This is a genomic window from Klebsiella sp. Ech2A, from assembly GCF_030078455.1.
Taxonomy (GTDB): Bacteria; Pseudomonadota; Gammaproteobacteria; order Enterobacterales; family Enterobacteriaceae; genus Klebsiella; species Klebsiella terrigena.
Map to the genome: position 1 here is coordinate 1 of NZ_JAQGFU010000134.1, position 11,749 is coordinate 11,749.

General features: G+C 60.8%; 9 protein-coding genes and 2 pseudogenes. 4 read left to right on the forward strand and 7 right to left on the reverse strand.

The genetic code is table 11. From position 1 onward, the window contains the following. The 6 genes and pseudogenes from PFH44_RS19550 to PFH44_RS19575 all read right to left on the reverse strand — a co-directional run. Positions 1 to 354: 2Fe-2S iron-sulfur cluster-binding protein (locus tag PFH44_RS19550; RefSeq protein WP_283825873.1), on the reverse strand; the 354-nt coding region annotated here is incomplete at its 3' end. 9 nt (positions 355 to 363) lie between these two features. Continuing rightward, positions 364 to 849, reverse strand: a complete 486-nt coding sequence (gene benB, locus PFH44_RS19555) for a benzoate 1,2-dioxygenase small subunit (RefSeq protein ID WP_283825874.1) — start codon at positions 847 to 849, stop codon at positions 364 to 366. Next, positions 849 to 2,231 (reverse strand): annotated as a pseudogene (locus PFH44_RS19560) (Rieske 2Fe-2S domain-containing protein). Before PFH44_RS19560 ends, benB begins: the two are co-directional and overlap by 1 nt. 135 nt (positions 2,232 to 2,366) lie before the next feature. Continuing rightward, positions 2,367 to 3,293 carry a catechol 1,2-dioxygenase gene (gene catA / locus PFH44_RS19565; RefSeq protein WP_133599864.1) on the reverse strand — a complete coding sequence of 309 codons (927 nt, stop codon included), beginning with the start codon at positions 3,291 to 3,293 and terminating at the stop codon, positions 2,367 to 2,369. Between the two features lie 75 nt (positions 3,294 to 3,368). Beyond that, positions 3,369 to 3,659 (reverse strand): muconolactone Delta-isomerase, encoded by a 291-nt coding sequence (catC, locus tag PFH44_RS19570; protein ID WP_041145415.1) that lies wholly within the window; start codon positions 3,657 to 3,659, stop codon positions 3,369 to 3,371. 19 nt (positions 3,660 to 3,678) lie between these two features. Continuing rightward, a complete protein-coding gene (locus PFH44_RS19575) occupies positions 3,679 to 4,797 on the reverse strand; it encodes a muconate cycloisomerase family protein (RefSeq protein WP_283825879.1) in 1,119 nt (372 codons plus the stop codon). A gap of 303 nt (positions 4,798 to 5,100) precedes the next feature. On the opposite strand from PFH44_RS19575, the pseudogene PFH44_RS19580 reads away from it, so the two are divergent. Continuing rightward, positions 5,101 to 5,936, forward strand: a pseudogene (locus tag PFH44_RS19580) (IclR family transcriptional regulator domain-containing protein). Here PFH44_RS19580 and PFH44_RS19585 read toward each other — a convergent pair. Next, the gene (locus PFH44_RS19585) at positions 5,931 to 7,430 is read right to left on the reverse strand and encodes an MFS transporter (protein WP_283825875.1); all 1,500 of its coding nucleotides are present in this window, start codon (positions 7,428 to 7,430) and stop codon (positions 5,931 to 5,933) included. The pseudogene PFH44_RS19580 and the gene PFH44_RS19585 sit on opposite strands and share 6 nt — an antisense overlap. 120 nt (positions 7,431 to 7,550) lie before the next feature. Here PFH44_RS19585 and PFH44_RS19590 point away from each other — a divergent pair, with 120 nt between their 5' ends. The 3 genes from PFH44_RS19590 to PFH44_RS19600 form a co-directional block, all read left to right on the forward strand. Then, entirely contained in the window at positions 7,551 to 8,150 is a 600-nt protein-coding gene (locus PFH44_RS19590; RefSeq protein ID WP_045855485.1) for a TetR family transcriptional regulator, read from the forward strand. Positions 8,151 to 8,427: 277 nt separating this feature from the next. After that, positions 8,428 to 9,816, forward strand: coding sequence for a NarK family nitrate/nitrite MFS transporter (locus tag PFH44_RS19595; RefSeq protein ID WP_283825876.1), 1,389 nt, complete (start codon positions 8,428 to 8,430; stop codon positions 9,814 to 9,816). A gap of 68 nt (positions 9,817 to 9,884) precedes the next feature. Further along, positions 9,885 to 11,749: nitrate reductase subunit alpha (locus PFH44_RS19600; protein ID WP_283825877.1), on the forward strand; the 1,865-nt coding region annotated here is incomplete at its 3' end.

Sequence of the window (11,749 nt, forward strand, 5' to 3'; positions counted from 1 at the left end):
CGACAGGGCGTTCCCCGCCCCCCCCGCCGCGCCGACGCTGGCCAGAGCGGTTTTGCACTGCGCCGCCGCCACCGGCACGTCAATCACGCAGTCGCTGGTCGGGATCATCTGGCAGGTCAGCACCTGGCGCGCGGCGGCCTCCTCGTCGCTCAGCGCCTCTTCGAGATAGTCATCGCCCAGGGCGTAATCACCGCTGGCGCAGCGGCATTTACAGGTGCCGCAGACGCCGTCCGAGCAGTCCATCGGCAAATTCACCTTCTGCCGATAGGCGGCATCCAGCACCTTCTCTCCGGGGTTGCAGTGGATAAAGCGGGTGATGCCGTCCTCAAAATTGAGCGCAATATTAAAGGTCATAAGCCCCTCTTAAATATGGTAAACGTCGATGACCTGACGGATGTAGTCGTTGTTCAGGCGCACGGTTTTTCGCACAATCTGCGGCCTGCCGTCTTCGACGGTGAGGGTGCAGCAGGTCGAGCCAAAATAGGCATCGGTCTGCTGGTAGCGATGGCTCCAGGTCACCCAGCTGTAGCGTACCTCCAGGCCCTGCTCGCCTTCGCCCGTCAGCTCCACGTTGCTTATCATGTGCGTGGTCCGCGGCTCCGGGGTGCTGGCGCCGGAGCGTTCCGTTTTGATGCGGTACACCCGGTCCTCAAGCCCGTCGCGGTTGGGGTAGTAGATCAGCGAAATCTCACGCTGCGGGTCGCGGGTGAGCCGGTCGTCATCGCCCCACGCCGGCATCCAGAACACCACCTTCGGGCTGTAGCACGTCAGCCATTCGTCCCACTGGCGGTCGTCAAGCAGGCGGGCTTCGTAGTAGAGAAACTGGCGAACCTGTTCAGGCGTCAACATTACGCCACCTCCACGCGCTGGGTGATCGACTGGTCGTAGCGCTGCTGCTCTTTATCAAGCGCCGCCAGCATCACGTTCTGCCAGTGGTGGTGATGGGCGATGTACAGGGCTTCATCCTCCGACTTGACTCCGCTCAGCAGCGGCGTAAATCCGGCGTGCCGGGCGTGCTCATCCGCGCCATCGACCCAGTGCAGCGCGCCGCGGCTGAGGTCGCTCCACGCCAGGCTCTCGCCGAGGTAGCCGCGCTGGCAGGCGCTGAACTCTTCGAGGTCATCCGGAGTGCCCATTCCGCTGACGTTAAAGAAATCCTCGTACTGGCGAATACGCAGGGCACGAGCCTCGTCGGGCTCCCCTTTTGGCGCAAAGCACCAGATGGTCACTTCGGTTTTGTCGACGGCGATCGGGCGGATCACGCGGATCTGAGTGGAGAACTGATCCATTAAGTAGACGTTAGGATAGAGGCACAGGTTGCGGGTTTCGTTGACCATCTGGTCGGCGCGCAGCTCGCCAAACTCCGCCTGCAGGCGCGCCCGGTGGGCGTAAACCGGACGTACCTCCGGATTGAGCGCGCGGGTCCACAGCAGCATATGGCCGTTTTCAAAGCCGTAGCCGCCGCCGAGGCTTTTCGACCAACCGTTGGCGTCCACCGAGTGCGTCCCTTCCGCTTCGTAGTTGCGCCGCGACATCGTTGAGGCGTAGTTCCAGTGCACCACGCTGACGTGGTAGCCGTCGGCGCCGTTTTCCGCCCCCAGCTTCCAGTTACCCTCATAAACGTAGCTCGAGGAGCCTTTGAGAACCTCCAGCCCTTCGGCCGCCTGATCGACCATCAGATCGATAATCTTCAGGGTCTCGCCGAGATACTGCTCCAGCGGCTGCACGTCATCGCTGAGGCTGCCGAACAGAAAGCCGCGGTAGGACTGAAAGCGCGGGAGCTTTTTCAGGTCATGGGAACCCTCGAGCTTAAACGTCTCCGGGTAGCCGCCGGTGCTCTCGTCTTTCGCTTTTAGCAGCTTGCCGCTATTGCCAAAGGTTCAGCCGTGGAACGGACAGGTGAAGGAGTTTTTATTCCCGGTTTTGCGCCGACACAGCATGGCGCCGCGGTGCGCACAGCTATTAATAAGCGCATGGAGCTGGTTCTTTTTATCCCGGGTAATAATCACCGGCTGGCGTCCGAGGGTCAGGGTATAATAATCTCCGGCCTCGGCAATTTGACTTTCATGGGCGAGGAACGCCCAGTTGCCTTCGAATATATGCTTCATTTCAAAATCAAATAGCTGGCTGTCGGTAAATATTGAACGATGACAGCGATAAATATGCTTTTCACGGTCAACAATTAATGCGTTGCTAATTTTAGCTTTTAACGTTGCGTACGTTTTTTGCATGAGTCAGGTCCTCCTGCATGATTCAGGATTAAAAGGCGGTGGCGAGATAATAACGACGCGGTACGGATTAATTAAGGCGATGGTACCGGTAGCCCGGACAGGGCGCGACGCCGCTGTCCGGGTTAAAAGAGCGGCTTACTCCTGCGCGCGCAGGCGGGTGCCGCGCTGCTCTTCATCGGCGTTTAGCGCCGGGCAGAGGGTGAAATCAAAGCACACTTCGGTATGCGCGCCGTCGAGCTTACGCTGCTGGATAAGCTCGCGATCGGTGATTTTAACCGGGTCGGCGATCAGCCCGTCGCGGGTAGCAAAGGCGAAGTCGTCCCACAGGTATTTATCGCCATTGAGGTTAATTTGACTGGTTAAATGCCTGTGGCCCGGAGCCGACACGAAGAAGTGGATATGCGCCGGGCGATTGCCGTGGCGCCCCAGCTGGTCAAGCAGCTTCTGGGTCGGGCCATCCGGCGGGCAGCCGTAGCCGGAAGGCATGATGCTGCGCACGCTGTAGCGGCCGTCGGCGCCGGTACGAATGCGGCGGCGCAGGTTATACTCCCCCTGGCTCTGGTCGAAGAAGGAGTAATTCCCGAGGGTGTTGGCGTGCCAGATATCGACCACGGCGTTCGCTACCGGGCGCCCCTGGGTATCGCAAACCTGGCCATGCAGCCACATCACCTCTCCCGCATCTTTGCCGTCATCCATCCGCGCATAGCCGTCGCTCAGCGGCGCGTTGGCGACGTATAGCGGCCCCTCAATGGTGCGCGGAGTGCCGGTTTCCCGGTGCTGGGCGGCTTCGATAGCGTCCTGGCGCAGGTCGAGGAAGTGCTCGATTCCGAGGCCCGCCGCCAGCAGCGCCGCCTCCTGGCGCCCGCCCAGCTCGTGGAGATAGTTCACCGCGTGCCAGAACTCTTCCTGGCTAATATTATAATCATCGATCAGGGTGCACATATCTTCGAGGATGCGGTGGACGATGGCTTTAAAGCGCTCGTTGCCGCCGGGAACGTTCAGGCCGGCGCTTTCACGTAATAATTTCTGCACGGCTTCTTGTTGTACGAAAGAATTTTTCATAACGATTCTCACTTATTGCTTGCAGCTTATTTGTAGGGTTTACGCCGATATAAACCGGCGCGAGGTTAATTATTATTATTTATCGTCTTCACGAATCGATGATGGATGACGGCAGAGCGCCTCCACGCGTATTTCCATAAACGGGTACAGCGGTAGCCCCATTAATATCTGATGCAGCTCTTCGGCATCCCGCACGTCAAAAATACTGACGTTGGCGTACAGCCCGGCGACGCGCCAAATATGCCGCCATTTACCTTCCCGCTGCAGCTGCTGCGAGTAGGCCTTTTCGCGCTGCTTGATCTCCTCAATTTCAGCGCCGGGAAACCCCAGCGGAATATTGACGGTCATATCCACTTTGAACAGCATTTCTCTCTCCTGTGCGCGCTTACGCTTTACGGGTATAAAACTGCAGCTTATCTTCATCGAGCTCGACGCCGAGCCCCGGCGTCTGCGGCAGAACGACCTGCCCCTCGGCGAAGGTCAGCGGCACGCTGATGATGTCGTCCTTTAGCAGCAGCGGGCCAAACATCTCGGTTCCCCACTGCAGCGGCAGCGTTGACCAGGCGTGCAACGACGCCACCGTGCCGACGCTCCCTTCCAGCATGGTGCCGCCGTACAGGCCAATGCCCGCCGCCTGCGCCACCCGCGCGAGGGCCAGCACGCTGGCCGGACCGCCGGCTTTAGCAATCTTCAGCGCGTAGGCGCCGCTGAATCCCTGCCGGGCCAGGCGGTAGCCGTCATAGTGGGTGGCGACGGCTTCATCCGCGAGGATCGCGGTCTCGACGCGGTGGCTAAGGCGCACCAGGGCGGCGTTATCCTGCGCGCTAACCGGCTGTTCGATAAGGTCGACCCCCATCGCCGCCAGCTCGCGGCAGCCCCTGGCCGCGGCGGTGGCGTCCCACGCCTGGTTGACGTCAACCCGAATGCTGGCCCGGTCGCCCAGCGCCTCGACGATGGCGCGGGTGTGCCTGAGGTCGGTAGCCAGCTCCCGGGCGCCAATTTTAAGCTTGAACGCCTGATGGCGGCGTTCGCTCAGCAGCCGTTCGCCTTCGGCAATGTCCTTCGCGGTATCGCCGCTCGCCAGCGTCCACAGCACCGGCAGCGAGGTCTGCAGCGCCCCGCCCAGCAGCGCCGAAACCGGTAGCCCCAGCGCCTTGCCCTGGGCATCGAGCAGCGCGGTCTCAATCGCCGATTTGGCAAAGGTATTGCCTTTAACGGCGCCGTTCATGCGCTCGGTGAGCGCGTTGAGGTTATCCGCCGGCTGGCCCTTGAGCAGCGGCGTCAGATAGTGGGTAATGGCGGAGACGATGGCCTCCGGGCTTTCGACGCCATAGCTCAGGCCACCAATGGTGGTCGCCTCGCCGATCCCACAGATGCCGTCGGAGCGCGTGAGGCGAATAATCACCAGCGTCTGGCAGCCCATGGTGGCCATTGAGAGTTTGTGCGGGCGAATGGTCGGGACATCAACCAGCCAGCTTTCAATGCGTTCTACGGTCGCGGTCATCTTCTGTTCCCAATCGTGAAATAGCCTGACCCGGGATCGTTCGCGCAGCGCCCGCTGCGGCCCCGGTAAGGTGGCCAGGCGCGGCGGCTGCATCAACGCTATCGGGTATAACTTTTTGTGCCCCCAACCATAACGGGAGGTGACGATGCCTTTGACAATAGGGGGCACTCACCGGCACGGTCAACGGCGATAATCGAAATGTTGTGCGATTATCGACGCGCTTGTTAAATTGAGGTTAATAATGTGATCCGGGTGGGAAAACGCGCACATTCCGCCGCCGCCCGCTGTGCGCAGGGTATAGTGATGCCCGCGAGCTTTGTCTTCGAATGGAGAGGAATTCAATGAGCGATAGATCCCCGACCACCCTCAGCGCCAGGCAGGCCGAACACGACCCAAACTTTATGCTGTCGCTGGCGCGCGGGCTGGAGGTGCTCAACGCCTTTACTCCCCAGCGCCAGCGGCTGACCATTTCGCAGCTCAGTCAGAAAACGCAAATTTCTCGCGCCGCCGTGCGCCGCTGCCTCTATACCCTGGCGGCGCTCGGGATGGTGCACAGCCCCGATGGCCGCAGCTACGAGCTGCTGCCGCGCGTGCTGGCGGTGGGCCACGCCTACCTTGCCGGCACGCCGCTGGCAAAAGTGGCGCAGACCGCGCTGGATACGCTGGGCAAAACGCTGGGCGAGTCCTGTTCAGCCGCCACCCTGGATGGGGATAACGTGCTCTATATCGCCAGAGCCGCGGTCAACAACCTGCTCAGCGTCGACATCGGGCGCGGCAGTCGCCTGCCCGCCTGGGCCACCTCGATGGGCCGGGTGCTGCTCAGCGCGCTGCCGGAGGAGCAGCTTGAGGTGACATTGTCACGCGCGGTGCTGATGCGCTATACCCCGCATACGGTCTGCGATCTGCCGGGATTGCGCGAGGAAATTGCCAAAGTCCGCATGCAGGGATACGCGCTCGCGGACAGGCAGATTGAGGTTGGGCTGTGCTCGCTGGCGGTGCCGCTGCTGTCGCGCGGCGGCCAGGTGGTGGCGGCGCTCAACGTCGGCGTGCCTGCGGCCGCGATGAGCGCCGGGGCGCTAAAAGAGCTGGCCCTGGCGCCGCTGCGCCGGGCCGCCATGGAGCTCTCTCTCCAGCTATAGGGCGTCACTCACCGGCGGCGCCTTCGCGAGGCTGCGCCAGATCCCCATTGCCAGCAGCAGCAGCAGGACGCCGGCCGTCGCCAGGACGATACTGTGGGCGCTGATAAACGCCGTTTTGGCCGCCTCAACCAGCGCATGGGCCGGAATAGCGGGCATCGACTGGGCCAGATTTATCGCCTCGCTAATAGAGGATGCGGCCTGCTCCGCCGCGCCGCCGTCAATACCGTTCGGTAACACAATCGACGCGCCGTAGCTGCGGGTCAGGATCAGGCCAAAGAGCGCTATGCCCAGCCCGGCGCCGAGCTCATAGGCCATCGTTTCAATCGCTCCCGCCGCGGCCGCCTTCTCTTTTGGCGCGGCGGCCATAATCGCCGAGCTGGAGGCCAGCAGCGCGCTGGCAACGCTGAAGCCCAGCATCGTCATCAGCCCCCACGCCAGCCACGGCTGGCTGCTAAAGTCGGTCAGCGACAGCCCGAGGAAGCTGAACGCGCTGAGCAGCATCCCGCCGGTGGCGACCTGACGCAGGCCGAGACGCGAGACCATCATCCCGGCGATTGGCCCGCTAAATCCGCTGGCCACCATCAGCGGCAGCATAAACAGCCCGGCCTCAAACGGCGTTTTACCGTGCACAAACTGCAGCTCCTGCGCCATCAGCAGTTCGAAACCCACCAGCGTAATCAGCGCCGTCATCGCCATCATCACGCCGCTTAGAATAATGCGGTGCGTGAAGAGGCGCATATCCACCATCGGCCTTGCCGATGCGAGCTGCCGGCGCACGAAGGAGAACAGCATCCCCGCGCCGGCGAGGGCCACCAGTCCGGTGATCCACAGCTCAAGCTGCCCTTTCAGCGCCGTTTTGGCGCTAAAGACCAGCATCAGGATCGCCGGGATCAGCATCAGCGCCTGCAGCATATTGAGCGGCTGCTCGCGTCGCGCGGGCTGGCGCGGCACCATTCGCGCGCTGAAGGCCATCACCACCAGCACGATGGGAACGTTGAGCAGGAAGACCGATCCCCAGTAGAAGTGCTCCAGCAGCATTCCGCCCACCAGCGGACCGAAAGCCGCGCCGCCTGAGCCTATCGCCGCCCACAGGCCCAGCGCCATGTTGCGGTGGCTAGCTTCGGCGAAGGTGTTACGAATGCCGGCCAGCGTCGCCGGGACAATCATCGCGGCCCCGATGGCCAGCAGCGCCCGGGAGGCAATCAGCGCTATCGCGCTGGGGGAAAAGGCCGCCGCCAGCGACGCAACGCCGAAAATCCCGCTGCCGAGCAGCAGCAGGCGCTTAAAGCCAATTTTGTCGCCAAGCGCGCCCATCGGCAGCACCATACCGGCCATCACTAATGAATAGATATCAATGATCCACAGCAGCTCATTGCTGCTGGTTCCCAGCGATACGCTAAGCGTTGGCGCCGCCACGTGCAGCACCGTGGCATCGATCGCCACTGGAAGATAAACCAGCAAAATCGCTATAAGCGTTAACCATTGCCGAGACATACTACATTTCCTCAATTAACTAAGTTGGACACGCGTCCAGGAATGCGATCCTGCCGGATTGTTGAACGACTGTCCAACTTTTTGTTACTATCGATGAAAACCACTGTGCGGCGGGAGCATATGAACTATTTAAGTCGGGAAGATCGGCGGGAAGTTATCCTGCAGGCGGCGATGCGCGTGGCCCTGCGCGGCGGCCTGGGCGCGATGACCGTTCGGCAGATAGCCGGCGAAGCCGGCGTGGCCACCGGGCAGCTGCACCACCACTTCACCTCCATCGGCGAGCTGAAGGCCCATGCCTTCGTCCAGCTGATTCGGGATATGCTGGCCATCCAGCTGGTTGACGATGCGGCGAGCTGGAACGAGCGCCTGTTTTCTATGCTCGGCAGCGAAGATGGCCGGCTGGAGCCCTACATTCGCCTGTGGCGCGAGGGGCAGCTGCTTTCCAGCAGCGACAGCGATATCAAAGCGGCCTACCTGCTCACCATGAGCCTGTGGCACGAAGAGACCGTCAACATTATTCAGCGCGGAACCGCGGCCGGGGAGTTTCATCCCGGCGACAGCGCGGAGAATATTGCCTGGCGGCTCATCGCCCTCGTCTGCGGCCTGGACGGCATCTACGCGCTGGGGATGAAGGAGATTGATGACGCCGCCTTTAGTCGATATATAAACTATTATATAACGATGGAGCTTCTACGTTCGCCTGAACAGCCCCAGACCTGACGCCCCTGCCGCCGCCTGCGGGAGGCGGCGTAGACCTTTCACCCGACGAGGCTCTTCTGTGGAAGCGGCCGCAAGCCCCTTAACTTCACAATAATTTTACATTTTGTAACAAATAACACCCCTCTATTCGTCGCGTGTTTTCTTCTGCACCTTTTTTTTTATCTATTCTTTCAAACATTACAATAATTAAAACGACCAGCCTTCATATAACAGCCGCTGCTTAATTTTCTCTTTTCCAATCGCTATTTTCTTTGGTTACGGTGCAATCGAGGGCAATATGTCAATACAAAATGAGAAAGATAACCATTACCTTTTAAAAGACTGGAGACCCGAGAATCCGGCATTTTGGGAAAACAAAGGCAAAAAGATTGCGCGAAGAAACCTTTGTATTTCAGTTACCTGCCTGCTACTCGCCTTCTGCGTCTGGATGTTATTTAGCGCAGTAGCGGTAAATCTCAATAAGGTCGGATTTAATTTCACTACCGACCAGCTGTTTTTATTAACCGCCCTTCCTTCGCTTTCCGGAGCAATATTACGCGTGCCCTATTCGTTTATGGTGCCAATATTTGGCGGGCGCTACTGGACGGTGATCAGTACCGTTATATTAGCGATCCCGTGCCTGTGGCTCGGTTTCGCGGTGCAGGATCCGGCGACGCCTTACTGGATATTTATCGCCATCGCCCTGCTGTGCGGTTTCGCCGGCGCCAACTTTGCCTCCAGCATGGGCAATATCAGCTTTTTCTACCCGAAGGCTAAACAGGGCAGCGCGCTCGGCGTTAACGGCGGGCTGGGCAACCTCGGGGTCAGCGTGATGCAGCTGCTGTCGCCTATTTTCGTGTTCCTGCCGCTGTTTACCTTCCTCGGCGTGCGCGGCACTGAACAGCCGGATGGTTCGATCCTCTGGCTCGGCAACTCGCCGCTGATCTGGGTTCCCCTGCTGCTGATTGCCACCGCCGCCGCCTGGTTCGGCATGAACGATATCGCCGGTTCAAAAACGTCAATTCGCGACCAGCTGCCGGTGCTAAAGCGGCCGCATATGTGGCTGCTGAGCCTGCTGTACCTGGCGACCTTCGGCTCGTTTATCGGCTTCTCCGCCGGCTTTGCGATGCTGGCGAAAACGCAGTTCCCGGAGGTCAATATCCTGCAGCTGGCCTTCTTCGGGCCGTTTATCGGCGCCCTGGCCCGCTCGTTTGGCGGCATTATCTCAGACCGCCTCGGCGGGGTTAACGTGACGCTCGCCAACTTTGTCCTGATGGCGCTGTTTACCGGCCTGCTGTTTCTCACCCTGCCGGGCTCCGACTCCGGCAGCTTCCTCGCCTTTTACGTGGTGTTTATGGGGCTGTTCCTCACCGCCGGCCTCGGCAGCGGCTCCACCTTCCAGATGATCGCCGTGATCTTTCGCCAAATCACCGTCGATAGCGTCAAAAAACGCGGCGGCACCGACGAACAGGCCCAGCATGAGGCGGTGACCGATACCGCCGCCGCGCTCGGCTTTATCTCCGCCATTGGCGCCGTGGGGGGCTTCTTCATCCCCAAAGCCTTTGGCACCTCGCTGGCCATGACCGGCTCTCCGGTCGGCGCCATGAAGATCTTTTTTGTGTTTTACGTGGTTTGCGTGCTGGTGACCTGGCTGGTCTACGGGCGCCGCAGGCCGGCAACGAAATAAACAGAACAAGAAATACATGTTGAGCAGTGTAACCACGGGGGCGCAATCCCCCGTCAGGAGATAATGTCATGAGCAAACTACTGGATCGCTTTCGCTACTTTAAGCAAAAAGGCGAAAGCTTTGCCAACGGTCACGGCCAGGTGTACAACACCAACCGTGACTGGGAGGATAGCTACCGTCAGCGCTGGCAGTTCGATAAGATTGTCCGCTCCACGCACGGCGTCAACTGTACAGGCTCATGTAGCTGGAAGATCTACGTTAAAAACGGGCTCGTCACCTGGGAAACCCAGCAGACCGACTACCCCCGCACCCGCCCTGACCTGCCGAACCACGAGCCGCGCGGCTGCCCGCGCGGCGCCAGCTACTCGTGGTACCTCTACAGCGCCAACCGCCTGAAGTACCCGCTGGCGCGCAAGCGGCTGATTGAGCTGTGGCGCGAAGCGCTGACGCAGCACCCGGACCCGGTGAACGCGTGGAACAGCATCATGCAGGACCGGCAAAAATGCCTGAGCTACAAGCAGGCGCGCGGCAAAGGCGGGTTTATTCGTTCGACCTGGAAAGAGCTCAACCAGCTGATCGCCGCCGCCAACGTCTGGACCATTAAAAACTATGGCCCGGACCGCGTGGCCGGCTTCTCGCCCATTCCGGCGATGTCGATGGTCTCCTACGCCGCCGGCACCCGCTATCTGTCGCTGATCGGCGGAACCTGCCTGAGCTTCTATGACTGGTACTGCGACCTGCCGCCCGCCTCGCCGATGACCTGGGGCGAGCAGACCGACGTGCCGGAATCCGCCGACTGGTACAACTCCAGCTACATCATCGCCTGGGGCTCTAACGTCCCGCAGACCCGTACGCCGGACGCCCACTTCTTCACCGAGGTGCGCTACAAAGGCACCAAAACCATCGCCATCACCCCGGACTATTCGGAGGTCGCCAAGCTCTGCGACCAGTGGCTGGCGCCCAAACAGGGTACCGACAGCGCGCTGGCGATGGCGATGGGCCACGTGATCCTCAAGCGCTTCCACCTCGATAGCCCCAGCGATTACTTCCTCAACTACTGTCGCCACTACACCGATATGCCGATGCTGGTGATGCTCGAACGGCGGGACGACGGCACCTGGGTGCCCGGGCGCATGCTGCGCGCCTCGGACCTGCTGGACGGCCTGGGCGAAAGCAATAACCCGGAGTGGAAAACCGTCGCCTTCAACGCCGAAGGGGAGCTGGTGGCGCCCAACGGCTCGATCGGCTTTCGCTGGGGTGAGAAAGGCAAGTGGAACCTCGAGCAGCTGGCGGCCGGCAGGGAGACCGAGCTGCGGCTCTCCCTGATGGATATCAAGGATTCCGTCGCCGCGGTGGGCTTCCCCTACTTTGGCGGTAACGAAAACCCGCACTTTCGCAGCGTGAAGCAGGAGCCGGTGCTCATCCATCAGCTGCCGGTGAAGCAGCTGGCGCTGGCAAACGGTGAAAGCGGCCTGGTGGCCAGCGTTTACGATCTGGTGCTCGCCAACTATGGCCTCGATCGCGGCCTCGATGACGCCAACGCGGCGCAGGATTTTGACGATCTTAAAGCCTACACTCCGGCCTGGGCCGAGCAGATCACCGGCGTGGCGCGCCGACACATCGAGCAGATCGCCAGGGAGTTCGCCGATACCGCGCATAAGACCCACGGTCGTTCGATGATTATCCTCGGCGCCGGCGTCAACCACTGGTATCACATGGATATGAACTTCCGGGGGATGATCAACATGCTGGTGTTCTGCGGCTGCATCGGGCAGAGCGGCGGCGGCTGGTCGCACTACGTGGGTCAGGAGAAGCTGCGTCCGCAAACCGGCTGGCTGCCGCTGGCCTTTGCCACCGACTGGAACCGCCCGCCGCGCCCGATGAACAGCCCCGCTTATTTCTACAACCACTCCAGCCATGGGCGTTTTGAAAA